At 42.6% G+C, this 26,497-nt stretch carries 25 protein-coding genes; 21 read left to right on the top strand and 4 right to left on the bottom strand.

Features of this window, described 5'->3' with window-relative positions:
• The first annotated feature begins 84 nt into the window (after positions 1–84).
• Together IGJ05_RS04500 and IGJ05_RS04495 are read left to right on the top strand one after the other, a co-directional pair.
• Positions 85–1,476, top strand: a complete 1,392-nt coding sequence (locus tag IGJ05_RS04500; RefSeq protein ID WP_005225822.1) for a 6-phospho-beta-glucosidase — start codon at positions 85–87, stop codon at positions 1,474–1,476.
• 20 nt (positions 1,477–1,496) lie between these two features.
• Entirely contained in the window at positions 1,497–2,930 is a 1,434-nt protein-coding gene (locus IGJ05_RS04495; protein ID WP_008378424.1) for a 6-phospho-beta-glucosidase, read from the top strand.
• Positions 2,931–3,165: 235 nt separating this feature from the next.
• Here the strand turns inward: IGJ05_RS04495 and IGJ05_RS04490 are convergent, their stop codons facing one another.
• Both IGJ05_RS04490 and IGJ05_RS04485 read right to left on the bottom strand, forming a co-directional pair.
• Positions 3,166–3,636: a glutathione peroxidase gene (locus IGJ05_RS04490; protein WP_005235460.1), complete on the bottom strand. Its 471-nt coding sequence runs from the start codon at positions 3,634–3,636 to the stop codon at positions 3,166–3,168.
• A gap of 153 nt (positions 3,637–3,789) precedes the next feature.
• Positions 3,790–5,175 (bottom strand): MATE family efflux transporter, encoded by a 1,386-nt coding sequence (locus IGJ05_RS04485; protein WP_081116558.1) that lies wholly within the window; start codon positions 5,173–5,175, stop codon positions 3,790–3,792.
• A 185-nt stretch (positions 5,176–5,360) separates the two neighbouring features.
• On the opposite strand from IGJ05_RS04485, the gene trxB reads away from it, so the two are divergent.
• The 6 genes from trxB (at position 5,361) to thrB (ending at position 12,003) form a co-directional block, all read left to right on the top strand.
• The gene (gene trxB / locus IGJ05_RS04480) at positions 5,361–6,293 is read left to right on the top strand and encodes a thioredoxin-disulfide reductase (RefSeq protein WP_015509534.1); all 933 of its coding nucleotides are present in this window, start codon (positions 5,361–5,363) and stop codon (positions 6,291–6,293) included.
• Positions 6,294–6,440: 147 nt separating this feature from the next.
• Positions 6,441–8,168 (top strand): phospho-sugar mutase, encoded by a 1,728-nt coding sequence (locus tag IGJ05_RS04475; protein ID WP_081116559.1) that lies wholly within the window; start codon positions 6,441–6,443, stop codon positions 8,166–8,168.
• Between the two features lie 247 nt (positions 8,169–8,415).
• Positions 8,416–8,709, top strand: a complete 294-nt coding sequence (locus IGJ05_RS04470) for an ArsR/SmtB family transcription factor (protein ID WP_005225828.1) — start codon at positions 8,416–8,418, stop codon at positions 8,707–8,709.
• Positions 8,710–8,825: 116 nt separating this feature from the next.
• The gene (locus IGJ05_RS04465; RefSeq protein ID WP_081116560.1) at positions 8,826–10,076 is read left to right on the top strand and encodes a homoserine dehydrogenase; all 1,251 of its coding nucleotides are present in this window, start codon (positions 8,826–8,828) and stop codon (positions 10,074–10,076) included.
• Between the two features lie 2 nt (positions 10,077–10,078).
• A complete protein-coding gene (gene thrC / locus IGJ05_RS04460) occupies positions 10,079–11,137 on the top strand; it encodes a threonine synthase (RefSeq protein WP_005225830.1) in 1,059 nt (352 codons plus the stop codon).
• A complete protein-coding gene (thrB, locus tag IGJ05_RS04455) occupies positions 11,134–12,003 on the top strand; it encodes a homoserine kinase (protein WP_005225831.1) in 870 nt (289 codons plus the stop codon). Before thrC ends, thrB begins: the two co-directional genes overlap by 4 nt.
• Before the next feature lie 84 nt (positions 12,004–12,087).
• Here thrB and IGJ05_RS04450 read toward each other — a convergent pair whose 3' ends face one another.
• The gene (locus IGJ05_RS04450; protein ID WP_010748043.1) at positions 12,088–12,975 is read right to left on the bottom strand and encodes a pyruvate, water dikinase regulatory protein; all 888 of its coding nucleotides are present in this window, start codon (positions 12,973–12,975) and stop codon (positions 12,088–12,090) included.
• A 95-nt stretch (positions 12,976–13,070) separates the two neighbouring features.
• Here IGJ05_RS04450 and IGJ05_RS04445 point away from each other — a divergent pair, with 95 nt between their 5' ends.
• The 9 genes from IGJ05_RS04445 (at position 13,071) to recO (ending at position 20,341) form a co-directional block, all read left to right on the top strand.
• Positions 13,071–13,502 carry a Fur family transcriptional regulator gene (locus IGJ05_RS04445; protein ID WP_005225833.1) on the top strand — a complete coding sequence of 144 codons (432 nt, stop codon included), beginning with the start codon at positions 13,071–13,073 and terminating at the stop codon, positions 13,500–13,502.
• Positions 13,503–13,662: 160 nt separating this feature from the next.
• Positions 13,663–13,839, top strand: a complete 177-nt coding sequence (gene rpsU / locus IGJ05_RS04440) for a 30S ribosomal protein S21 (RefSeq protein ID WP_002356740.1) — start codon at positions 13,663–13,665, stop codon at positions 13,837–13,839.
• Positions 13,840–13,872: 33 nt separating this feature from the next.
• Complete coding sequence (locus IGJ05_RS04435) at positions 13,873–14,322, top strand: GatB/YqeY domain-containing protein (RefSeq protein WP_005225841.1); 450 nt, start codon at positions 13,873–13,875, stop codon at positions 14,320–14,322.
• A 171-nt stretch (positions 14,323–14,493) separates the two neighbouring features.
• Positions 14,494–15,468, top strand: a complete 975-nt coding sequence (locus IGJ05_RS04430; RefSeq protein ID WP_005225842.1) for a PhoH family protein — start codon at positions 14,494–14,496, stop codon at positions 15,466–15,468.
• A gap of 21 nt (positions 15,469–15,489) precedes the next feature.
• Positions 15,490–17,691: an HD family phosphohydrolase gene (locus IGJ05_RS04425; protein ID WP_005225843.1), complete on the top strand. Its 2,202-nt coding sequence runs from the start codon at positions 15,490–15,492 to the stop codon at positions 17,689–17,691.
• Entirely contained in the window at positions 17,691–18,167 is a 477-nt protein-coding gene (gene ybeY, locus IGJ05_RS04420) for an rRNA maturation RNase YbeY (protein WP_081116562.1), read from the top strand. The genes IGJ05_RS04425 and ybeY overlap by 1 nt, the downstream gene beginning before the upstream one ends.
• Entirely contained in the window at positions 18,151–18,540 is a 390-nt protein-coding gene (locus IGJ05_RS04415) for a diacylglycerol kinase family protein (protein WP_016610244.1), read from the top strand. The genes ybeY and IGJ05_RS04415 overlap by 17 nt, the downstream gene beginning before the upstream one ends.
• 34 nt (positions 18,541–18,574) lie before the next feature.
• A complete protein-coding gene (gene era, locus IGJ05_RS04410) occupies positions 18,575–19,474 on the top strand; it encodes a GTPase Era (RefSeq protein ID WP_438725049.1) in 900 nt (299 codons plus the stop codon).
• A gap of 93 nt (positions 19,475–19,567) precedes the next feature.
• Complete coding sequence (gene recO / locus IGJ05_RS04405; protein ID WP_074535734.1) at positions 19,568–20,341, top strand: DNA repair protein RecO; 774 nt, start codon at positions 19,568–19,570, stop codon at positions 20,339–20,341.
• Here the strand turns inward: recO and IGJ05_RS04400 are convergent.
• Positions 20,335–21,141, bottom strand: a complete 807-nt coding sequence (locus tag IGJ05_RS04400) for an AraC family transcriptional regulator (protein ID WP_081116563.1) — start codon at positions 21,139–21,141, stop codon at positions 20,335–20,337. The genes recO and IGJ05_RS04400 overlap by 7 nt on opposite strands.
• Before the next feature lie 121 nt (positions 21,142–21,262).
• Here IGJ05_RS04400 and IGJ05_RS04395 point away from each other — a divergent pair, with 121 nt between their 5' ends.
• From IGJ05_RS04395 to glyQ, 4 genes are all read left to right on the top strand, one after another.
• Entirely contained in the window at positions 21,263–23,275 is a 2,013-nt protein-coding gene (locus tag IGJ05_RS04395; RefSeq protein ID WP_266166910.1) for a beta-galactosidase, read from the top strand.
• Complete coding sequence (locus IGJ05_RS04390) at positions 23,275–25,032, top strand: glycoside hydrolase family 35 protein (RefSeq protein WP_081116565.1); 1,758 nt, start codon at positions 23,275–23,277, stop codon at positions 25,030–25,032. The genes IGJ05_RS04395 and IGJ05_RS04390 overlap by 1 nt, the downstream gene beginning before the upstream one ends.
• A gap of 298 nt (positions 25,033–25,330) precedes the next feature.
• Complete coding sequence (locus IGJ05_RS04385; RefSeq protein ID WP_015509542.1) at positions 25,331–25,570, top strand: hypothetical protein; 240 nt, start codon at positions 25,331–25,333, stop codon at positions 25,568–25,570.
• A gap of 15 nt (positions 25,571–25,585) precedes the next feature.
• Positions 25,586–26,497, top strand: coding sequence for a glycine--tRNA ligase subunit alpha (gene glyQ, locus IGJ05_RS04380; RefSeq protein WP_005225852.1), 912 nt, complete (start codon positions 25,586–25,588; stop codon positions 26,495–26,497).

Below are 26,497 nucleotides of genomic sequence, written 5' to 3'. Positions count from 1 at the left end.
TTTCTAAATATGCTATTTACATTGAATCAAATGTTTTTATGAATGATAATAAGAATGTAAATAAAATAGCAAAGGAGCAATACAATGACAAAAGGAATTAAAATTGCAACCATTGGTGGCGGCAGCAGCTATACCCCGGAGTTAATGGAAGGCTTTATCAAACGCTATGAAGAATTGCCGATTCGTGAGATTTGGCTAGTAGATATCGAAGCAGGAAAAGAAAAATTAGCAATCGTTGGTGCGATGGCACAACGGATGTGGGATGCGTCACCCTACGATGTAAAAATCCACATGACATTGGATCGAGAAGAAGCGTTAAAAGATGCTGATTTCGTTACGACTCAATTCCGAGTAGGATTGCTGAATGCCCGTATCAAAGATGAACGAATTCCTGCCTATTACGGCATGATTGGTCAAGAAACCAACGGCCCTGGTGGTATGTTCAAAGCGTTTCGTACGGTTCCAATCATTCTTGAAATCGTTGAAGACATGAAACGCTTGTGTCCCGATGCCTGGTTGATCAACTTTGCGAATCCAAGCGGTATGGTGACTGAAGCAATCGTGCGTTACGGAAAATGGGACAAAGTCATCGGGTTGTGTAACGTGCCTGTCATGGCAACGATGGTTGAACCTGCGTTGCTTGGCAAAGAACCTGACGAATTGATTTACAAATTTGCAGGATTGAACCACTTTCACTGGCACAAAGTTACCGACTCACACGGCAATGACGTTACGATGGACATTATTGATAAAATGTATGAAGAAGACAATGGCTTACCGAAGAATATCTTTGATGTACCATTTTACAAAGAACAGCTGGAACAAATGAAGATGATTCCTTGCGGGTATCACCGTTATTACTATCGTCAAGAAGAAATGTTGAATCATGCGATCGAAGAGTACAAGACTGTCGGTACACGCGCACAGCAAGTGAAACAAACCGAAGCCGAATTGTTTGAGTTGTACAAAGATCCTGAATTGGATCATAAACCAGAACAGCTGCAAAAACGTGGTGGTGCTTACTACTCAGATGCAGCGTGTGAAACGATTGCTTCCATTTATGCTAATAAAAATACCCAAATCGTCGTTTCAACCAAAAATGAAGGCGCCGTTCCAGATCTTCCTGCCGATTGCGTAGTCGAAGTAACAGCTTACGTTGGCGGACAAGGGGCTAGAAATGTTGCCTTTGGTGAGTTACCGACAGCTGAAAAAGGTTGGTTACAGGTAATGAAAGCAATGGAATTATTAACGATCGAAGCAGCTGTGACGGGGGATTACAATATCGCATTACAGGCCTTCACCATCAACCCATTGGTTCCATCAGGTGATACGGCAAAACGTGTCATGGACGAACTGTTTATTGCCCACAAAGATCACTTGCCTAAATTTAAGGAAACGATCGCACGTCTTGAAAAAGAAGGCGTAGAAGTACAAGATGAAGTAGCCCGCGAACTTGATCGCGAACTAGTTAAATAAAGAGAAAGTAGGAAAGAAACATGGCATTTAGAAAAGACTTTTTATGGGGCGGCGCAACAGCTGCCAATCAATGTGAAGGAGGCTACCAAGAAGGCGGACGCGGCTTGGCAAACGTTGACGTGGTACCGATCGGCAAAGATCGTTTTCCAGTCATTACTGGTCAAATGAAAATGTTCGATTTTGATGACGAACATTTCTACCCAGCAAAAGAAGCGATCGATATGTATCATCGCTACAAAGAAGACATCGCGCTATTTGGCGAAATGGGCTTTAAAACCTACCGTTTGTCGATCGCTTGGAGTCGGATTTTCCCTAAAGGGGATGAAACAGAACCAAATGAAGACGGCTTGAAGTTCTATGAAGATCTTTTCAAAGAATGCCACAAATATGGGATCGAACCATTAGTAACGATCACTCACTTTGATTGCCCAATGCATTTAGTTGAAAAATACGGGGCATGGCGTTCTCGTGAATTGGTCGGATTCTATGAAAACTTGTGTAACGTGATTTTCAACCGTTACAAAGGATTAGTAAAATACTGGTTGACCTTCAACGAAATCAACATGATTCTCCATGCGCCATTTATGGGAGCAGGTCTTTACTTTGAAGAAGGCGATAACGTTGAGCAAGTGAAATACCAAGCGGCTCACCATGAGCTATTGGCCTCTGCGATCGCAACGAAAATCGCTCATGAAGTCGATCCTGAGAACAAAGTAGGCTGTATGTTAGCTGCTGGCGCATACTATCCATATACAAGCAAACCAGAAGATGTCTGGGAATCACGCAAAGCAGATCGCGAAAACTATTTCTTTATTGATGTTCAATCACGTGGGGAATATCCACAATATGCGCTGAAAGAAATGGAACGCAATGGGATCGAAATCAAAATGGAAGAAGGCGACCTTGAGCTGTTGAAAGCTCACACCGTAGACTTTATTTCCTTCTCTTACTATTCTTCACGCGTATCGACCACGGACGCTGAGTTATTAGAACAAACGGCTGGCAATATTTTTGCCTCTGTGAAAAACCCATACTTGGAAGCAAGTGAGTGGGGGTGGCAGATTGATCCACTTGGTTTGCGGATCACGATGAATGACATTTATGATCGCTACCAAAAACCATTGTTCATCGTTGAAAATGGCTTAGGAGCTGTGGATACACCAGATGCAGATGGCTATGTGGAAGATGATTACCGCATTCAATATTTGGCAGAACATATTCAAGCAATGAAAGATGCGGTTGAACAAGATGGTGTCGACTTATTGGGTTACACGACTTGGGGTTGTATCGATTTAGTTTCAGCTGGAACAGGTGAAATGAAAAAACGCTATGGTTTCATTTATGTGGACCGTGACAATGAAGGAAACGGCACCTTGAAACGAACAAAGAAAAAATCATTTGATTGGTACAAACAAGTGATTGCTTCAAACGGTGAAGATTTATCGAATAACTAATCATAAGAAGCTGCAGTTGATCCCTTAGAGAAATCTAAGTAGATCAACTGCAGTTTTTTTAAAGTCTTTTTAAAAAACTTTTTAACAAATGATTTCTATAAGTAGAAATGGCTGCTCAGAGATTTTTGATAACCGACAATTAGAGTACTGTAAAATGTTTGCGTTGAAGCAAGTGCAAAAAAGGCGACCTTAAGGATGACATGTTTTGTCCTTGAGGTCGCCTTTATCAGTTTTTTTAAAGAACTTTTTCGATTTCTGGAATCATTTTTTGAGGATTAGTTTGTGGAGCAAAACGCTCAACGACTTTACCTTGGCGGTCCACCAAGAATTTCGTAAAATTCCACTTAATGGCTTTGCCTAGTGTACCCGGTGCTTCTTCTTCCAAATAGCGAAACAAGGGATCTGCGTCTTTGCCATTGATCACCGTTAACTTGTGCATCGGAAAGTCGACACCATAGGTGGTTCGGCAAGCGGCTGCGGCTTCTTCGGCTGACCCGACTTCTTGTTTGAACTGATCAGAAGGAAACCCTAAAACGACCAACCCTTGGTCTTTATAAGTTTCATAAAGACCTTGTAATTCTTTGAACTGCGGGCTCAAACCACACTTCGTAGCTGTATTGACGATCACTAGCGGTTGACCTTCGTATTTTGCTAGCGAATAAGTTTCGCCATTTTCCAATGTTGCTTGGTAGTCATAGATTGACATAGCAAACGCTCCTTTTAATGTAAATCGTAGTCGATAGCTTCTGAGACAAGTATAGAGCAAAGTCTTCAAAAAAACCAAGCAAACTTCTTGGCGCATTTTATTTTTTATGGAAAACAAAAAAGTCCAGCAGTCACCGAGACCGCTGGACTTTAATTATGCTTCTGGCAATACTTCGGGTTCTGTTTCTTGTGGATGAACGACAGATTTAGTTTTCCATACCCCAGAATGCCAGCGATAGATCATTAAGACACTGCGCAATGCTTCGTCAATGGCATAAGCGATCCAAACGCCGATCAAGCCAAATTTCAAGACGATGGCAAGTGAGTAGGAAAACGGTAAGCTGATGACCCATAGAACAATTAGGCTGCAGATCAATGGGAACTTCACGTCACCACTTGCATTTAATGAACCAACTAGGATCATATTGACTGCACGCGCTGTTTCTAAGACGATCTCTACTAAAAAGACACCTTTAGCAATCTCGATTACTTCGGTATTGGAAGTAAAGATCCCCATGATCGGTTCAATAAATAGATAGGTCAATAAGCAGATCGTTACCGAGGCGATGATCCCGATCACCATCGTGCGCATGCCTCGCTGATGCGCACGATCGAATTCACCCGCACCGACATTGCGGCCAATCATGATTTGGTTTCCTTGACTTAATGCGGAGGCGATCAAATAAACAAATTGGGTGATAGCTGTTACGTAAGATTTTGCAATCAAGACACTTGCGCCAAGTTGAGCCACGATCATCGTCACCACGACTTGCGCTCCTTGATAGGAAAGAGACTCGCCAGAAGAAGGCAATCCGTAAGTCAAAATGTTTTTCATCACGCCCCAAGAGACATTCGAGAAACGGGCAGATAAAACAGAAAAATTCACATGTTTCTTCAGCAACATGGCGGCAATTAGTAAACCGATCGAATTACCAAAGACGCTAGAAAATGCCAATCCAGTCACACCGAAATTCGGTAAACCAAAGGGGCTGTATAAGACAAAGTAATTGCCAATGACGGCTAGGATACTAGCAAACATCGGTACCAATAACGCAGGTTTTGTGAAACTGTGGCTACGCATGACAGCAATTATGACCGCCGTGATCGATGAAAGGAACAGACTTCCGCCATACACTTGTAAGTATCCATGACCTAAAGCAACTAATTCAGCATCTAAGCCCATGAATCGCAAAAGGTAGGTTGAGCCGAAAAGGAACATCAAGCTGATCAAAATCCCGATGAACAATGACCCAAAAAGAGCGGTATTGATGACTTTCGGTATCTGGTCGCGTTTTTTCGCACCAATCAATTGTGCGATAATGATCTGAGTACCCACGGTGATGAAACCGTAAATAAAGACCGTTAAATTCAATAGTTGATTGGCAGCACTGACGGCCGCTACTGCTGGCTCGGAATAATGAGAAATCATCCAAACGTTGACATTCCCAATAACGACCCGCAAAAATAGCTCAACAAAAATCGGCCAGCTGAGAAAAATCAGTTCACGGTCTGATTTTCCTAAAAGTTTTTTCTTATTCAATTGTAAGGACTCCTTATTTTCTATATAATAGACGTATCGTGAAAATTTTACAAAAATTGAAAAGAAAGTCAATGTAATTTTCAAAAGTAAAAGCAGGAATATCTTATTATTTTTTGTAAGCAGATGAGTTGAAAGAATTTGCTTTTGAAAGTAAAGTATGGGTAGTCCAAATTGGAGGGAAATATATGTATGATGTAATTATCATCGGCGCAGGCCCTGCGGGGATGACAGCAGCGCTTTATGCGTCAAGATCGAATTTATCAGTACTAATGATTGAACGAGGAGCACCTGGCGGACAAATGAACAATACGGCTGAGGTTGAAAACTATCCTGGCTTCGAATCAATCTTAGGCCCTGAATTAGCATTTAAAATGTATGAAGGTGCCATTAAATTTGGTGTTGAAAATGCCTATGGGATCGTTCAAAGCATCACGGATCAAGGGGAGTTCAAAGAAGTTGCCACCGAAGACAAAACCTATCAAGGGAAAACAGTCATCATTGCCACAGGATGTGTACATAGAAAGTTAGGCGTCAAAGGCGAAGAAGAATTCGCAGGACGCGGAGTTTCATACTGTGCGGTTTGTGACGGTGCCTTTTTCCGTAACAAACGCTTGATCGTTGTTGGTGGAGGCGACTCAGCAGTCGAAGAAGCTATCTACTTAACGCAATTTGCTTCTGAAGTAACGATCGTTCACCGTCGTGATGAATTACGAGCACAAAAAATCATCCAAGACCGCGCATTTGCCAACGAGAAAATCTCTTTTATTTGGGATTCTGTTGTGGAAGAAATCAAAGGCAATGAGATGGTCGTAACTGGCGTGCAAATCAGAAACGTAAAAACGGATGAAGTGACAGAAGAAGCTGCTGGCGGTGTCTTTATCTATGTTGGTTTAGATCCGTTGACAGAACCATTCAAAGCTAGCGGTATCACGAATGATGCTGGCTGGATCTTAACAAATGATCAGATGGAAACTTCAATTCCTGGTGTTTACGCGATTGGCGATGTTCGTGAAAAAGGCTTGCGTCAAATCACAACGGCAGTCGGCGATGGCAGTATTGCTGGTCAACAAGTGTTTGATTTTATTGAAACACAAAAGGATGCGCAATTAACAAAATAATCTAATGGAATTAGCTGTTATATTTAAAGTGTCAATCACTTTTGATAGCAGCTTTTTTTATTTTTCGTTTGGTTATTCTTTGAGAAATCTGTAAGTAGTGTTATACTAATTTTAGAGCATTTTAACGGAAAAAGGAGAGGTTATTTTATGGCATGGGAACAAACATTTAATCAATGGAAAAACAGTGAACACTTAGATCCACAATTAAAAGAACAATTGACCGCATTAGAAGCAGATCCTGCGATGTTAGAAGACGCTTTTTATATGCCTTTGGAATTTGGGACTGCTGGCATGCGAGGGATTTTAGGACCTGGTATCAATCGGATGAACATTTATACGATTCGTCAAGCAACGGAAGGCTTGGCTCGCTTTATGGATACACAAGATCCCGAAACAAGACGTCGTGGCGTAGCGATTGCCTATGATTCCCGTCATTTTTCACCTGAGTTCGCGATGGAAGCAGCAAAAACATTGGCAAAACATGATATTCCAGCCTTTGTCTTTGAAAGCTTACGTCCGACGCCAGAATTATCTTTTGCTGTGCGTTACTTAAAAACCTTTACTGGAATCATGATCACTGCTTCTCACAATCCAGCCGAATACAATGGCTACAAAGTATATGGGGAAGATGGTGGGCAAATGCCACCAGCAGATGCGGATGCATTGACAAAATTTGTTCGGGAAATTGAAAATCCGTTGGAGATCCCTGTATTAAGTGAAGAAGAAGCCAAAAACAGCGGCTTGATCTCTATTATTGGCGAAGAAATCGATACTGCCTATCTGAAAGAAATCAAAGAAGTCACGATCGATCAAGAATTGATCGATACGGTGGGCAAAGATTTGAAACTTGTCTATACACCACTTCACGGAACAGGGCGGATGCTTGGCGAGAAAGCGTTGAAACAAGCTGGTTTCCAACAATTCATTATTGAACCCTCACAAGCGGTTGCTGATCCAAACTTCAGTACAGTAAAATCACCGAATCCAGAAGAGCACTCTGCCTTTGAATATGCGATTGCTTTAGGAGAAAAAGAAGGTGCTGATCTATTGATCGCAACAGATCCAGATGCCGATCGCTTAGGGGCTGCAGTAAGAATGCCAGATGGCAACTACCAAGTCTTGACAGGTAACCAGTTAGGTGCATTGATGATCCGTTACATTCTAGAAGCCCATAAAACAGCTGGAACATTGCCAGAAAATGCAGCAGTCTTAAAATCGATCGTTTCTAGTGAATTGCCAACAGCGATCGCTAAATCCTACGATGTTGATATGATCAATGTTTTAACTGGCTTTAAATTTATTGCCGAAAAAATCCAACAATTTGAAACAGACCATTCTCAAACTTTCATGTTTGGCTTTGAAGAAAGCTATGGCTACTTAGTTAAACCATTCGTACGGGACAAGGACGCGATCCAAGCGCTCGTTTTATTAGCAGAAGTGGCTGCTTTTTACAAACAATCAGACAAAACATTGTATGATGGTCTGCAAGATATTTTTGAAGAGTACGGCTACTATGCAGAAAAAACGATTTCTGTAACGATGAGCGGCATGGAAGGGGCAACTAAGATTGCTGCCTTGATGAAGACTTTCCGTGAAAAAGCACCTTCCGTCTTCGCAGGAACCCCTGTCGTGCAAACAGAAGACTTTAAATTGTTGACTCGTGTGGGCTTAGATGGTCACCAACAAAAAATGACCACACCGCCTTCTGATGTTTTGAAATACACCTTGGAAGATGAAAGCTGGATTGCTGTTCGTCCTTCTGGGACCGAACCTAAAATCAAGTTTTATATTGGTGTAAAAGGCGATACGGCAGAAGAAGCAGAACAAAAAATTGCTGATCTGCAAGCAGCGATCGAAGAAATCACAGGTGAATAAAGTCATCTGATGTCTTCATAATCAAAAAAATTGCAATTGACTGAATGATCCGAGTGGTAGAAAAAGAAGCGTTCGCTTCCCTCAGCAAACAGGTGTTGAGGGACCGAAGCTTCTAAAGGGAATTTTCTGACGCTTGGATCTATTCTTGTCTTTTAGCTCGTTTCTTCTCCTTGATCGTCGAGCATTGATTGACAAGCTGTCTATCAAGGGCTAAAATGCAAAAGGAAATAAGAGAGGATGTGGCGCGATGACTACGCCGAAACTAGAAGAAATTCAGCAAGTAACACAGATTTTTAAAATGCTTAGTGATCCCACTAGACTAAAAATTTTGTTGTCTCTTCAAGAAGGAGAGCGCAATGTCACTTCGATTGCAGAACAAGTACATATGGAACAATCAGCAGTTTCTCATCAGCTGAAACTTTTGAAAGATAATCGGATCGTAAAGTCGGAAAGACAAGGAAAAACCATCCTTTATAGTCTTGATGACAAACATGTTGTGGATATTTTGCAAAAAACATTCGAACATATCCATCACCGTTAAAACTAGGGCGAGAATTTCTCAAAAGTCCTAGTTTTTTCTTATTGTTTTTGGTATGCTAGTGGAAATATTAAAATTAGATGAACGGTTTTTAATAACGTTTTCAGTTAGGGGGCATTATGGGTAAGCAATTGAACATTGGATTATTAGGAATGGGTGTTGTCGGCAGCGGGGTATGCCAAGTGTTGGCAGAGCAAAAAGAAGCCATTCTGGCACGCACAGGAGTCAGTGTGCAAATCACGAAAGCATTAGCTTCGCCTTACGAGGATAAGTCTGCGTTAGCGGCTAAGTACGGGTTTGCGTTGACGAATGAGGCAAATGAGTTGTTTGAAGATGAGACCATCGACGTAATTGTGGAATTGATCGGGAAGATCGATCCGGCAAAAGCGTTTATTTCAGCTGCTTTAGAAAATAAGAAGCACGTTGTGACGGCAAATAAAGACTTGATTGCCACCCATGGACCTGAACTGCTGGCAATCGCTGAAAAAGCCGGGGTGTCTCTTTATTATGAAGCCAGCGTGGGTGGTGGCATTCCGATCTTGCGTACATTGAGCACCCACTATCTGCCTGATACCATCACAGGGATTTTTGGTATCGTCAATGGGACGACCAATTATATGCTGACAAAAATGACGGAAGATGGCATGACCTATGAAGATGCTTTGTCACAAGCCCAAGCAAAAGGTTTTGCCGAATCAGATCCTACTAATGATGTTGACGGTATTGATGCGGCCTATAAAATGGTGATCCTGACCAAATTTGCTTTTGGGAAAACGATCCATGTTGCTGATGTGGCAACAAAAGGCATCCGCGGCTTAGCTGTGGCAGATATTAAGCAGGCACAAGCCTTTGGTTATGAAGTGAAGTTGATCGGTGCAGCACAAAAGACAGTTGACGGTTCCCTTACTGTGTCAGTTGGACCTGTATTAGTGCCGAAAAACCATGCGTTAGCGACGATCCAAAACGAGTTTAATGGCATTTTTATCGAGAGTGAAGGCATCGATCAATCAATGGTTTATGGACCAGGAGCAGGATCACGACCAACGGCCACCAGCGTGGTAGCGGATTTGACCGTTTTAGCAAAAAATAAAAGCTTTGGGATCGTTGAACCTTTTCTAACTTTTGAAAAAGAAACAGCATTAGCATCTGTAGAAGAAGTCCCTAGCCAGCATTATGTGTCTTTTTCAAGTCAAGAGATCAAAGGGAACGCTCTTCCAGAATGGTTTGCGTTTGAGCAAACGGTGTTCAACGAAGCAGACCAACGAATAGCTGGAATCACCAATCCAATGAGCGAAAAAGAGTTAACAGAAAAACTCGCAACTTATACCGATGCACAAGACATACAAATAATGAAAGTGATGGAGGAATAAACATGTATCAAGGATTATTGCATCAATACAAGGAATATCTGCCAGTCAACGAAAATACACCAGCATTGTCGCTGGCTGAAGGCAACACGCCGTTGATTCCCTTACCAAGCCTTTCCAAGGAATTAGGGATTCAATTGTATGGAAAATACGAAGGGCTGAATCCGACAGGCTCTTTTAAAGACCGAGGGATGGTCATGGCGGTGGCAAAAGCGGTGGAAGAAGGTGCCAAAGCAATCGTCTGTGCATCGACAGGAAATACCAGTGCGGCAGCAGCAGCTTATGCGACCAGAGCGGGGATCAAAGCCTATGTTGTTATTCCAGATGGCAAGATCGCTATGGGAAAATTGGCGCAAGCAATCGTTTATGGAGCCGACATCATTTCGATCCCAGGAAACTTTGATGAAGCGTTAAAAGCAGTACGAGATATTGCAGAAACCGAAGCCGTGGCGCTAGTAAACTCAGTCAATCCTTATCGTTTAGAAGGACAAAAAACAGCGGCCTTTGAAGTATGCGAACAATTAGGACAAGCACCGGATGTTCTTGCGATTCCTGTCGGTAATGCAGGGAATATCTCGGCATATTGGAAAGGGTTCAAAGAATGGCATGAGAAAAAAGGCACCGCGTTGCCAAGAATGCATGGGTTTGAAGCTGAAGGTGCTGCTGCGATCGTCCGTGGTGAAGTCATCGAACAACCAGAAACGATTGCTACAGCGATTCGGATCGGCAATCCAGCCAGCTGGCAGTTGGCAGAAGCCGCTCGTGATGAATCAAATGGACACATCGATGCAGTAACCGATGAGGAAATTTTGAATGCTTACCGTAAAATTGCTGCGCAAGATGGTGTGTTTATTGAACCAGGCTCAGCTGCCTCGCTGGCTGGTGTCATCCAGCACGTGAAAGCAGGTAAAATCAAACCAGGTGAGACTGTCGTTGCCGTCTTTACTGGAAATGGTCTGAAGGATCCTGATACAGCTATCAAAGCGACAGAAGTAACCATCAATAAGATGAGTGATTTAGAAGAAATGCGTCAGCATCTTCGTGAAGGAGTTGCCAATCTATGAAGATCCGCGTTCCTGCAACCAGTGCGAACTTAGGGCCTGGTTTTGATTCCTGCGGGATTGCCCTGTCAAAGTATTTGTTCATTGAAGTTTTAAAAGAAAACGATACGTGGGAAATCATCCATGAGCTAGGTTCAGAGATCCCAACGGATGAAACCAACTTGCTTTTGCGTGTGGCATTGAAATTAGCACCAAACATGAAGCCTTTGAAAATCCGAATGAGTTCGGACATTCCTTTGGCAAGAGGCTTAGGCAGCAGTTCCTCGGTGATCGTCGCCGGGATTGAACTAGCCAACCGCATGGCCCACATGAATCTGAGTGCAGCACAAAAGCTTGAGATCGCAACTGCCATCGAAGGGCATCCTGACAACGTTGGACCAGCGATTTATGGAGATTTTGCGGTTGCTGCTTACGACCATCAGCACAAGCATACGTATTTAGTCAAGCATCATTTTCCAGAGTGCGAGATCATTGCCTATATTCCTCATGAAGAACTGTTGACTGAAGCAAGTCGTCAAGTCTTGCCGCAGACCCTTTCGCACGAGCAAGCTGTCGAAGCCAGTGCGATCGCCAACGTGATGATCGCAGCGGTCATCAATGGCAATCTGCCTCTTGCAGGAAAATTGATGCAACAGGATCGTTTTCATGAAGCCTATAGGGAAAAGCTTGTGCCGCACTTGTCGACCATTCGCCAAATCTGCGAAGAAGAAGGCGGCTATGGCTGTTTCTTAAGCGGCGCAGGTCCTACGGTCTTAGCGATCGTCCCAGAGGAACGGGCAGAACGAATCTCAAAACTTTTGCATGCCTTGGAGAGCAATGCGTATATCGAACAATTACAAATCGATCGTGAAGGGCTGCAAGTGTTCTAAAAGAGAATAATAATAAATGAGCCACAGACCAAAAACGGTGAGCAGAAGATTTTCTGCTCACCATTTTTCATTGCTTCATCGATGTTAGTCTTTCGTTTCTGACGTGTAATAGCTATGATCTTCTAAGTTTAATGCATTTAAAATCATAGAGGCGGTTTCTTCGATGGAAAGAGAAGCGACATTGATCACGACACAGCCTAGTTTTTCATACAGATCATTGGCAAACGTCAGCTCCGCTTTGATTTTTTCTATATCGGAATACGCAGAATCTGGGTTCAAGCCGTAGGAGCGCATCCGTTCTTTGCGAATACTGTTTAACACATTCGGATCGTTTGTTAGCCCGACGATTTTTTTCGGATCGATTTCCCAGAGCTGTTTTGGGATGTGGGCTTGCGGTACTAAAGGCAGGTTAGCAACTTTTAAATTTTTGTTTGCTAGAAATAGACTCAAAGGCGTTTTTGACGTCCGAGAAACCCCTAGTAACACGACATCTGCTTCCAAGAAGCCACGAGGGTCTTTCCCATCATCGTACATAACCGCAAATTCCATGGCTTTGATGCGTTTGAAATAATTTTCGTTCAAGTGGTGCAAAGCCCCTGGCTCTCGTGAAGGTGCTACGCCAGTTCGTCGTTCTACTTCACTTACTGGAGGGGTCAATACGTCGAAATGGTAAAGGTCAGCTTCTTCACAAAAATGATTCGTCAAATCCACAAGTTCTTCTTTGATCAAGGTATGAAGAATAATGGCGTTGTGTTTTTTTGCATCAGACAAAGCTTTGATCAAATGCTCTTTTGTGTGGATAAACGTGCGTCTAAAAAGGTTAAATTCGACGCTGGGGTATTGGGCCATTGTCGCTTGTGCAAGCTTCGATGCCGTTTCGCCGGCAGAGTCCGACAACACGAACATCGTCACTGCGGCACTGGTTTGCAATTTTTCTTGCAAGTCTGGTTGTTCAGGTTCAGTTGGCTTCATAAGAAAAATCCTCTCTTGCTTTTTTATTGATTTCATTATACCATACTTAAGATCGATAGAATCGGAATGATTTTGATTTATCAGGAGGGCCTACGATGAAAAATCAAACACTTATTGAGCATGCCATGACTACATTGAAAGAAAATGGCTTTAAATACACCAAAAAAAGAGAAGCGATCATCACCTATTTAGTGAAACGCAATCGCTATTTGCCAGCCAAGGAAATTCATGAATACATGTCAGAAAAGTATCCTGGCTTGAGCTATGATACGATCTACCGTAATCTGCATGATTTTTCTGAGATCGGTATTTTAGAAGAAACAGAGCTGAACGGGGAGATGAAGTTTCGCTATAACTGCTGTGCAGAATTAGAGGACCATCATCACCATCACTTTATTTGCACGGTTTGTGGCAAAACAAAAGAACTGCATATTTGCCCGATGGACTTCTTCCAAGAACAGCTTCCTGGCTGCTTGATCGAGGGACATCGCTTCGAGATTTTGGGCCGTTGTGAAGAATGTCAATGAAAACCCAAACAAACTTGATGGGATCGAAGACTTTTTTAACAGAATGCCTTGACACTTTTTCAGGGGTTAGCTATAATTTTTAAAGGACAGTCGTGTTTTTTGGGATTTTATTTCAATAACAACTACGGTTACTTTTTAAGCTCGGAGGGAGGGAATTTACATGTCAAAAACAGTCGTTCGCAAAAACGAATCACTTGACGATGCTCTTCGTCGCTTCAAACGTTCCGTGTCAAAAGCGGGTACTTTACAGGAATCTCGTAAACGTGAATTTTACGAAAAACCTAGCGTAAAGCGTAAGAAAAAATCTGAAGCAGCTAGAAAACGCAAAAAATTCTAATTTTCTACTGTTTTGAGAATTGGAGCTGGTAGTGTGACACTACTAAGTACACTGAATGATGACATGAAGACAGCGATGAAAGCCAAAGACAAGGAAACCTTGCAGGTGATCCGCATGTTGAAAGCATCAATTCAAAATGAGCAGATCAAAAAAGGTTCTGACTTGAATGAAGAAGAAGAGTTGACCGTTTTGTCTCGTGAGATGAAACAGCGTCGTGATTCTTTAAATGAGTTTGAGAAAGCTGACCGAAATGATCTAGCAGAGAAAGTCAAAGTTGAAATTGCAGTTGTTGAAAAATATTTGCCAGCACAACTCGATGAAGCGGAAATCCGCCAAATCGTCGCTGGAGCGATTGAAAAGACTGGTGCTTCTTCTTCCAAAGAATTTGGAAAAGTGATGGGTGCTGTAATGCCACAAGTTAAAGGCAAAGCAGACGGCAATCAAGTCAATGCGATCGTTAAAGAATTATTGGATCAAATGTAAGCTCACGCCGCAAGTATGGATGACATGCTTGCGGCTTTTTTTTCTGATTTCGAAAACTTAAAAAAAGCATAAGGACAAGGGGAAACGACTGTTGTGCTTGATAAGTAATTTTTCTTTTTTCCATCTTATGTTATTATTAATAAGAACGCCAAAAAAGGAGCTGTAACATATTTGACAGACAAAACAATAACGATCGAGATAACACTTAGTGAAAACGATGACGTTCGTTTATTATTAGGTGCCCACGATAAGAACATCAAAATTATTGAAGACTCCACAGGAACGGTCATTCACACTCGTGGTGAGCTGATCCAAATCGTAGGAGAAACTGAAGCCGCTGAAAAGGCACAATCCGTGATTCGGGCTTTGCAAGAGTTGATCAAACGAGGCATCAATATCAGTACCCCTGATGTGATCACTGCGTTGAATATGGTGAATAAGGGCAGTCTTGATTATTTCAAAGATATGTATGAAGAAGAGATCATCAAAGACCGTAACGGCAAACCGATCCGAGCGAAAAATGCTGGGCAAAAAAAATATATCGAAGCCGTCCGTAAACATGATGTAGTGTTTGGTGTCGGCCCCGCTGGAACCGGAAAGACCTTCTTAGCAGTCGTAATGGCAATTGCAGCTCTAAAGAAAGGCCAAGTGCAAAAAATCATTTTGACACGTCCCGCCGTTGAAGCAGGAGAAAATCTTGGTTTCCTACCAGGAGACTTGAAAGAAAAAGTCGATCCTTACTTACGCCCCGTTTATGATGCGTTGTATCAAATTTTTGGGATGGATCATACGAACCGTCTCATGGAACGAGGCGTCATTGAGATCGCACCCTTGGCATATATGCGTGGACGTACGCTAGAAGATGCCTTTGTCATTTTAGATGAAGCGCAAAATACGACGATCGCTCAAATGAAAATGTTTTTGACCCGTTTAGGATTCAACTCTAAAATGATCGTCAATGGCGATACCAGCCAGATCGATTTGCCAAAAGGGACTTTAAGCGGCCTGATCCACGCCGAACGGACGTTACAAGAGATCCCTAAAATTGCTTTTGCTAATTTTGAAGCAGGAGATGTCGTGCGGCATCCAGTTGTTGCCGAGATCATTCGCGCATATGAAGAAGCAGATCTTAAAGACAAGCGCTGATCGTCTTTTAGGAGGAGAACTATGATCATTCAACCACTACGGAAATTTAGAGAAAGACTTGGGAAATTCTATCTACCAGTTTTGATGTTCCTTTTCTTTCTTTTTTCGATTGGTATCATGTACACCAGCGTCAAACAAAACAATGTCGATTATAGCGAAGGTCAAGTGGCGGAAGAAAATATCCGTGCCAATAAAACGATCGAAAATACCGCTGCGACGGAACAAAAACGTAAACTGGCTGCCGAAGCTGTACCACCAGAGTATACGTATCAGGATACACTGGCGCAAACGCAGCATGATCGTATCGATCATTTATTTGACTTAGTTGCTTCAGTCAAAAAATCAGTGGATGAAGCTCATGAAAAAAAAGTGGCTGAAGCCGATGAGGATGAAAATATCCCTAAACCTAGTACAGATGAATATATCGCAGCCTTAAAACAAGAATTTGAAAAAATGAGTGATGATGAACTAGATTTTTATCAGTCATTTACCAATAATTTTTTGACGACGATGTTCTCATTAAGTGATGATGAATTAAATACAGTGCGTACCTATGCGCTACAATTAATAGATGAACAAATGGCGAAACAGATCCGCCAAACGGAATTAAGTACGTTTCGTTCTGAGGCGGAAGATAAGATCCAGTTCTTAGATGTTAGCTCAGATATGGCTTCTGTCTTACGTTTCTTAGTCAATCAAGGAATCGTCGTGAACGATATCCCAAATGAAAAACGGACAGAAGAAGCACGGCAAACCGCCATGGATGCTGTTCCTCCAGTGATGATTTATCAAGGAGAGATCATTGTCCGTGAGGGCTCGCAGATCGATGCCAATGCCCTAGAGAAGCTGCAGCTTTTAGGAATGACTAATCAGACCTTTTCTGTTTTTCCATTGATCGCTTTAGTGTTAGCAACAGTCTTACAGATGCTGATGGTGTTTTATTATACGAAACAGACGAAAGACGTGGAAAAACGGATGAATGCGGTCACGTTTTATATTTTGGCAATGGCATTCAGTATTTTGATCATGAAGTTTTTCCAACTTTTCCAATCTGAATTAGTGACCTTTATCCCGCTGTTTTTCCCAGCTGCGTTTACACCGTTGATCCTGAGTATTTTCTCCAGCCGTCGTTTGGGGATTTTGTCTGCGATTTTCCAAGTAATCAGTGCACTCTTTATTTACTTTGATTCTAGCGGAACCAACTTGTTGACGACCGTCTTAGTCACCTATTTGTTCTCTGGCTTGATGGGAACGATGATCAAGCGCGCCCGCATCGCTAGTCAAGGGAAAACGGCAGTAGCGTGGGTGATCGTCTTTCCGCTCTTACTGAGTTTTGTGCTGGTGATTTTCCAAGGAATGGATTTTGCTCGCGGGAACACTTGGACCACGATCATTTGTGGTTTAGCAGGCTCTCTCTTAAGCTATTTGCTAACGATGGGACTACATCCTTACATCGAATTGTTGGTGACGGATGAGAGTATGATCGTGTTAAATGAATTGAGCAACCCGAATCATCCATTATTAAAACAGTTGCTGGAAGAAGCGCCAGGAACATATCATCACAGTATGATGGTTGCCAATCTTAGTGCCAATGCCGTTGCCGAAATCGGCGGGCAAAGCTTACTGACTCGTGTGGCTTGTTATTACCATGATATCGGCAAGGTCAAACATGCCAATTTCTTCGTAGAAAATTTACCTGCTGGTGCCGAAAACCCGCATAATTTCTTGTTGCCTGAAGACAGCAAACAAATTATCTTCGGTCACGTGATCGATGGGGCGGAAATTCTCGAAGAAGCCAAAATGCCCCGCATGGTGATCGACATTTGTCGTCAACACCATGGCACGACCTTGATGCGGTATTTCTACGTGAAAGCCAAAGAGCGTAATCCCGAGGTAACGGAAGAAGATTTCCGTTATCCTGGTCCAAAACCGCAAACACGAGAAGCTGGCGTTGTGAGTATCGCGGATAGTTGTGAAGCAGCTGTTCGAGCGATGGAAAATCCAACAAATCAAAAGATTCAAGAATTTGTTGCAAATCTCATCAATGATCGGATCTTAGACGGTCAACTGGATGAAACAGGCCTTACTTTGAAAGAAATCCGAATGATTGAAAAATCACTGGTCAACGGACTTTGCAGTACCTTCCATTCACGGATCAAATATCCAAAAATGAAGTCGGAAGCAGAGAAAATGAAAGAAGAACAAGAAAGAAGAGAGCGCTAATGGAGATTACCTTTTTAGATGAGACAAATTCAGTGGGGGAAACCAAGATCAAAGAGATCGAAGGACTGTTGCAATTTGCTGCAGGACATTTAGAACTTCCAGAGGATACAGAAATGTCCGTCACATTTATGGACAATGCGGCGATCCAAGAAATCAATCGGGAGTACCGCGGCAAAGATATGCCAACAGATGTCATTAGTTTTGCCTTTGAAGAAGAAACAGATGAAGAGCTGTCGATCATTTTTGACAAAGCCCTTGAAGAGCTGCCGCGTGATCTTGGAGATATTATGATCTCCATTGAACGAGCGAAAGAACAAGCTGCTGAATACGGGCACACCTATGATCGGGAGCTGGGTTTCTTGGCGTTACATGGTTTCTTGCATATCAATGGCTATGATCATATGACACCTGAAGATGAAAAGGAAATGTTTGGATTGCAAAAGGAAATACTGGATGCCTATGGACTCAAAAGATAAGAATATTGGGAAAAACAAACAATTTATTTCGTCGATCGAATTTGCTTTCACTGGTATAAAAACCGTCTTTAAAGAGGAACGCAATATGCGTAAACATGTTGCACTAGGAATCGTTGCGATCATTGCAGGCTTTATTTTCCGTTTGAGTCAAATGGAATGGCTCTGGTTGCTGCTAGCTGTTTTCTTAGTCTGGATCGTTGAGATCATCAACACCGTCTTTGAAAACGTCGTAGATATGTTTACAGATTTCCATTTCCATCCTATCGGAAAAAAAATCAAAGATATGGCAGCTGGTGCCGTGCTGATGACCGCAGTTTTTGCGTTAGTCGTCGCAGCGATCATCTTCTTGCCAAAATTGCTGCAGCTCTTCTGATGCGCACCAAAACACAAGATAAAGGGGAACAACAATGACAACACACAAATCAGGCTTCGTTGCGATCGTCGGGCGGCCAAATGTTGGGAAATCAACACTACTAAATCGAGTCGTAGGACAAAAAATCGCGATCATGAGTGACAAAGCGCAAACGACCCGTAACAAAATCCAAGGGGTCTACACGACGGATGACGCACAGCTGATCTTTATCGATACACCAGGGATCCACAAACCCAAACACCGTTTAGGCGATTTTATGGTTGAAACCGCCTATAGTGCACTGCGAGAAGTTGACGTGACGCTATTTATGATCAGTGCGGACCAAAAGCGTGGCAAGGGCGATGATTTTATTATCGAACGATTGCGCCAAAGTCAGACACCGGTTTTCCTCGTGATCAATAAAATTGATAAAGTCCATCCAGATGCCTTATTGGCAATTATTGAAGACTACTCCTCACAAATGGACTTTGCTGAGATCGTACCGATTTCCGCAACAGAAGGCAATAATTTCGAAACGTTAATGAAGCTACTGATCGATGAAATGCCAGAAGGGCCTCAGTACTTCCCAGAGGATCACATCACGGATCATCCAGAATACTTTATCGTTTCCGAATTGGTGCGGGAAAAAGTCTTGCTACTGACCAGAGATGAAGTACCTCACTCAGTAGCGGTCGTGGTTGACTCCATGAAACGAGACCACAATGACAAGGTGCATATTCAAGCGACGATCATTGTCGAACGTGACAGTCAAAAAGGCATTATCATCGGCAAAGGCGGAAAAATGCTGAAACAGATCGGTACGAAAGCTCGTTTAGACATTGAACACTTGTTAGATGACAAAGTCTTCTTGGAATTATGGGTAAAAGTTCAAAAAGATTGGCGCGACAAGCAAACATTCTTAACAGATTATGGCTATCGCAAAGATGAGTATTGATGACATGCAGATCAAACATGATCTGTTTTAATGAAGAAAAACTGATGCAGTTAGCGAACTGGATCAGTTTTTTTAAAGAAATGGGGTGCGACGATGAATCTTGTTGAAACAAAAGGAATCTTACTTTTTTCAAAAGACCATAAAGAAAAAGACAAGCTAGTCAAAATCTTTACGGAATCTGCTGGGAAGCAAATGTTTTATGTCAAGGGTGCCCATCGGAAAAACAACCCCTTGGCACCAGCGCTGCTCTCCTATACTGAAGCCACCTACATGGGAACCATCAAAACGGAAGGCTTGTCCTTTTTAAACAATGCCAAAGACATCCATCCTTTTCGTACGATCCAAAGTGATATTTTTATTGCTGGTTATGCAACCTACTTATTGAATTTGGCTGATTCTGCTATTGATGATCGGGTCTATGACCCACATCTATACCAATTTTTACATGAGGCCTTGCAATTAATGGACCAAGAAAACGACGCAGAGATCATCACCAATATCTTTGAGATCCAGATTTTGCACCGTTTCGGGATCACCCCGAATTGGACCCATTGTGCGATCTGCGGAAAAACCGACGGTCGGTTTGACTATTCCTCAAAATATAGCGGTATTTTATGTGAACAGCACTGGGGGATGGACGAACGTCGTTATCATGCTGATTCTCGGGCGATCCATTTTATTCGCTTATTTTCGCAAATATCCTACGAGCAGATTGCTTCAATCAAATTAAAGCCAGAAACGAAAGCTGCGATCCGACGAGTGATTGATTTATTATATGATGAATATGTGGGCATTTATCTAAAAAGTAAGAAGTTTATCGATCAGATGGGGCAATGGCAAGACGTCTTAAAACCGAAAAATCAATGATAGAGTTGGCGAAACTTTAATGGAGTTAAGCCGACTCTTTTTTTGAATAATGCTGTAAAGTGACTTGCATCTTGAAACCCCACTGCGAAGGCAGCTTGTTGAATGGGCAGATCTGGCTGTGCCACCAAAAGCTCTTTGGCTCGGGTCATGCGGTAGTTCAATAAATATTGTGCAGTAGATTGCCCCAAAAAACGTTGGAACAAACGTGAGAGATACTGTGGTGACACATAGACGAGCCCTGCTAGTTCTTTGATCGTGATCGCCTGATCGTAATTCGTTTCGATTTCTTGTATAACGGGAACCAGATATTGTTGGAACAGCGGGTGTTTTTCTGTCGGATTCCCTGAGCGTTCTTGCATGATCGCCAATAAAAAGCGGTAACATTCGCTAGAAGCCCGTAGCGGGTCCCAACTGATTTGTTGGTCTTCTTTGATCCGTTGATTGATCCAGGTGACATAAGAAAAGGTTTCTGACTCTTCAGCTAATATATAGGGCTGATTCGTGTACTGCTTTAACACCTCAGCTGCCAAAGGGCCTTGGAATGTGGCGAAGGATGTTTTCCAATTAGTCAATGGATAATAGCGATGGGGCGTAAAAGGAAAAATCAAAATGCCTTCACTCGGACGTAAGATAAACGATTCCTGACCAAATGTGATTCGGCCTTCCCCTTGCTCGGTTTGCAGCCAATGGAAGTAGGGATAGCCATCAGGACGAGCGACGTCATCTTGCGCCCAATCGTTGCCGATGCTTTCCAGAGATAAAGGCAGCTGCTGATTGGTTTGATAAAAGTAGATAGGCATAGTGTACCTCCGTGTTTCGAAAAGTTATAAAATAGTGTTTCATGTATTATACTACAACAGAATGAAAAGCCTTACAATAAGAGAGTAGAAATCATTTTATTTTAAAGGAGCGTTCACTTACATGACAAAATTTTTTGATAGAATTCTATTTGGCGGCGATTATAATCCAAATCAGTGGCCGAAAGAGATTTGGGAAGAAGACATTCGGATCTTTAAAAAAGCAAGTATCAATAGCGCGACCGTCAATGTTTTTTCATGGGCAAAGATCCAACCCTCTGAAAATTGTTATGATTTTGAGGAATTGGATCAAATCATCGAAAAATTAAGTACGGAAGGTTTCGACATCGTCTTAGCCACTTCCACAGCTGCTTTGCCAGCTTGGATGTTTAAGAAGTATCCAGAAGTCGCTCGCACCGATTATGATGGACGCCATCATAAGTTTGGGCAACGGCACAATGCCTGTCCCAACAGTTTGGTTTATCAAAAATACGCAGAACGCTTGGCAACGAAATTAGCCGAACGTTACGGCGAAAATCCACAAGTGACTTGTTGGCACATCAATAATGAATACGGCGGCGAATGTTATTGCGACAACTGTGAAAAAGCGTTTCGTGTCTGGTTAAAGGATAAATATCATACGATCGAAGCACTGAATAAAGCCTGGAATATGGAATTTTGGGGTCATACCGTGTATGAATGGGATGAAATCGTGCTGCCAAATGCGCTGTCAGAAGGAATCGGCTATGACAAGACGGCATTTGCAGGAATTTCTATTGACTACCGACGGTTCAACTCGGATAGCCTTTTAAAAAACTACATGATGGAGCGGGACGCTATTCGGAAAATCGATCCCACAACACCGATTACAACGAATTTGATGGGAACCTTTAAAGGACTGGATTATTTCAAGTGGGCAAAGGAAATGGACCTTGTTTCGTGGGATAATTATCCATCGTACAATACGCCATGGAGCTTAGTAGCCATGACCCATGATTTGATGCGCGGGTTAAAACAGCAACCCTTTATGCTGATGGAACAAACACCTTCCCAACAAAACTGGCAGCCTTATAATTCATTAAAAAAACCAGGACAGATGCGGGCGCAAAGCTATCAAACGATTGCTCATGGGGCAGATACGATCCAATACTTCCAATTGCGACGTTCCATTGGTGCTTGTGAGAAATTTCATGGTGCGGTCATCGAACATGTCGGTCATGAAGACACGCGGGTTTTCCGAGAAACAGCAGCTCTTGGGGCTGAATTAGCGCAGCTTTCAGACATCATTGGCACGCAAACCCAAGCACAGGTTGCTGTGATTTTCGATTGGGACAATTATTGGGCTTTAGAATATACGAGTGGTCCAACCGTTGACCTGAAATATGTGGAACAGATCCATCGCTACTATCGCTATTTTTACGAACAAAATATTGCGGTCGATTTGGTTCCCGTGGATGCTGACTTATCAAAATACAAGCTAGTCGCAGCTCCGGTTCTGTACATGATCAAAGAAGGGATGCAAGAGCGGCTAACTGATTTCGTTATGCAAGGCGGTGCTTTACTTACAACGTATATGAGCGGCATCGTTGATCAATCAGACAATGTTCACTTAGGCGGTTACCCTGGCACCTTGCGGGAGTTAGCTGGCATCTGGGTGGAAGAAATCGATGCATTAGCGCCAGAACAATCAAACGGGGTTTCGTTAGTTAATGAAGAACTTACAGGAACAAGTAATTTAGTCAGCGATTTGATCCATTTAGAAAACGCCGAAGCGCTAGCGCATTACACGAGCAATTTCTATGCAGGAATGCCGGCAGTGACCAAAAATACATTTGGCGATGGAACCGTCTATTACTTTGGTGGACAGTTGGAAGATCAGCTGCAAGATCAGCTTTTCAAAACGATCGTCGAAGAGTCCGATATTACCCCAGTGATCGAGGAGGCAACAAAACTAGAAATTGCCTGTCGTGAAAATGAAGAGGCGAAATTTTTCGTCATCATCAATTTCCACGAAGAAGCACAACCGCTGCCAGAAATGTTTATTGGAAAAACGGATCTTCTGACGGGTAAGGTTCTTTCTTCAGAAATGATGCTGACGCAATACACCACCTATATCGTCAAAGAGGGGCGTAACTGATGCGAACTTTTGCTATTGAAGATGACTTTTATTTAGACAACAAGCCTTTTAAAGTGATCTCTGGAGCGATCCATTATTTTCGTGTCGTTCCTGAATATTGGCAAGATCGCTTAGAGAAACTACGCTTGATGGGCTGTAATACCGTCGAAACCTATGTTCCTTGGAATCTTCATGAAGCACAGGAAGGTGTCTATCAATTTGATGGGATCCTTGATTTGCGGCGATTTATCCAAACGGCACAAGAAGTAGGGCTTTATGTCATTTTGCGACCAGCACCTTATATTTGTGCGGAGTGGGAATTTGGGGGACTGCCTTATTGGCTATTGCAAGACCCTATGATGAAGCTTCGGTTTGATTATCCCCCATTTATGGAAAAAATCACTCGTTATTTCGCCCATTTGTTTACACAAGTGCGGGATCTGCAGATCACCCAAGGCGGTCCGATTATAATGATGCAAGTAGAAAATGAATACGGCAGCTATGCCAATGATAAAGAGTATTTGCGGAAAATGGTGGCTGCGATGCAGCAGCATGGTGTAGAAACGCCGTTAGTGACCTCTGACGGACCTTGGCACGATATGCTAGAAAACGGCAGTATCAAAGACTTGGCATTGCCTACGATCAACTGCGGCTCCAACATCAAGGAAAATTTTGAAAAACTTCGAAAATTTCACGGAGAAAAACGGCCACTGATGGTCATGGAATTTTGGATCGGCTGGTTTGATGCCTGGGGTGACGACCAGCATCATACGACCTCAACACAAGATGCAGTAAAGGAATTGCAGGATTGTTTAACATTAGGTTCTGTCAATATCTATATGTTTCATGGCGGGACCAACTTTGGCTTTATGAACGGGTCAAATTATTATGAACGCTTAGCGCCGGATGTCACTAGTTATGATTACGATGCCTTGTTGACAGAATGGGGAGAACCTACTGCCAAATACCAAGCCTTCAAAAAGGTGATCGCTGACTATGCGGAAATTCCTGAGTTTCCCTTGAGTATGGAAATTGAGCGAAAAGCTTATGGAACATTCTCAGTGAAAGAACGAGTCTCCTTGTTTTCGACGATCGACACGATCAGTCAACCGATTATAAGTAATTACCCGTTATCGATGGAAGCCTGCAATCAAGCGACAGGTTATATCTATTATCGCTCACTGATTGGGCCTGCTCGGAAGATTGCCGACTACCGTCTGATCAATACGATGGATCGTGCCCATACGTTTATCAACCAGGAACTTTTGCGCATCGATTACGATCAAGAAATCGGTCAAACCTACAGTTTCGATTTATCAGAATCAGAAAACGAGTTGGGGATCTTAGTGGAGAATATGGGGCGGGTCAATTATTCCGTAAAAATGAACCATCAGCACAAAGGCATCAAAGACGGTGTGATCATCAACGGTGCCTTCCAAAGCAACTGGGAAATCTATCCCTTACCGATGGATAATTTGCATGCCATTGATTTCCAAGGAAAATGGCAAAAAGGACAACCAAGTTTCTCACGCTTTGAATGTGCTTTTGATGAATGTGCAGATACTTTTATCGAATTGCCAGGCTGGGGTAAAGGGTTTGTCCAAGTCAATGGTCATACGATCGGCCGTTTTTGGGAAAAAGGACCGCAGCAGCGCTTGTACGTCCCAGCACCGTTTTTAAAAATCGGAATGAATGAGATCATCGTTTTTGAAAGTGATGGGAAAATCGCTGATGAGATCGTCTTTCATGATCAGGCGGATTTAGGTCCAGAAGCATAAAAGTTCAAATTAATCATTGACAAACCCTAGCTTCAACTACTATCATAAGGGTAATCGAATCCGTGCTATGATCGGAAGAAAGAAAGAAGACCATTCCATGAAGCGAACTTGGGAGAGTGAAAGCCAAGTTGGAACCTTATTTCGCAGGCGTCCGTGAGCATGATCAATGAAGCTGCCGACTTGTCGGAAGTAGGGTGGAACCGCGAATTTATCGTCCCTATATCTATACAAAGTGTATAGATATAGGGACTTTTTTATGTTTCACACCAAGAATAGCCAAGAACAAAGGAGGGTTTTTATGTTATTTGATATGACGATTCCAGCAAGTGCGTTTACCGAAAAAAAGCTCAAAGTATTAGCAAGTATTCCACTGCAAGTTCGCCTTTTAAAGGATGAACAGCTTTTACATGAATTTACAACGAGTCCAGACCAAATGCTTTACGACTTATCGGATGTTTTAGAAGCAGATGTCGTGGTCGAAGTGAAATTGATCCCTGGATCAGTTGTCGAATTTTATCCTGTCGTCAATGCGTTATAAGAAAGGAAGAAAAAGATGAGTAAACTAACTGTGCAAGAGATGATTTTGACCCTGCAAAAATTCTGGTCCGAAAACGGCTGTATGCTGATGCAGGCCTATGATACAGAAAAAGGGGCTGGAACCATGAGCCCATACACATTTTTACGTGCAATCGGTCCAGAACCATGGAACGCCGCTTACGTAGAACCTTCTCGCCGTCCAGCTGATGGCCGCTACGGGGAAAACCCAAATCGTTTGTATCAGCACCACCAGTTCCAAGTCGTGATGAAGCCTTCTCCTGAAAATATCCAAGAGCTTTATTTAGAAAGCCTGCGTCTTTTAGGGATCGATCCATTAGAACATGATATTCGTTTTGTCGAAGATAACTGGGAAAATCCTTCAATGGGTTGTGCAGGTCTTGGTTGGGAAGTTTGGTTAGACGGGATGGAGATCACTCAGTTTACGTACTTCCAACAAGTCGGCGGCTTAGCATGTAAGCCAGTGACATCAGAGATCACTTACGGCTTAGAACGTCTGGCATCTTATATTCAAGAAGTTGAAAGTGTCTACGATCTTGAATGGTCTGCAGGTGTCAAATATGGTGAGATTTTCCGCCAACCTGAGTATGAACATTCAAAATATTCTTTTGAAGTCAGTGACCAAGACTTGCTTTTAGGGAACTTCGATCGTTTTGAAAAAGAAGCAAAACGCTGTATCGATGAACGCTTAGTTCATCCAGCTTACGACTATATCTTAAAATGCAGCCATACCTTCAATTTGTTGGATGCACGTGGTGCAGTCTCCGTCACTGAACGTGCTGGGTACCTCGCACGTATCCGTAACATGGCACGTCAAGTAGCAAAACTATTTGTAGCAGAACGGGAAAACCTCGGTTATCCATTGCTTGATCCAGAAGTGGCGCAAAAACTGATTGAGGAGGGAAAATAA

The sequence above is a fragment of the Enterococcus sp. AZ167 genome, from assembly GCF_051714025.1.
Classification (GTDB): Bacteria; Bacillota; Bacilli; order Lactobacillales; family Enterococcaceae; genus Enterococcus_D; species Enterococcus_D casseliflavus.
The sequence above is the reverse complement of the archived record's forward strand: the minus strand, read 5'-3'. Positions and strand labels throughout refer to the sequence as shown.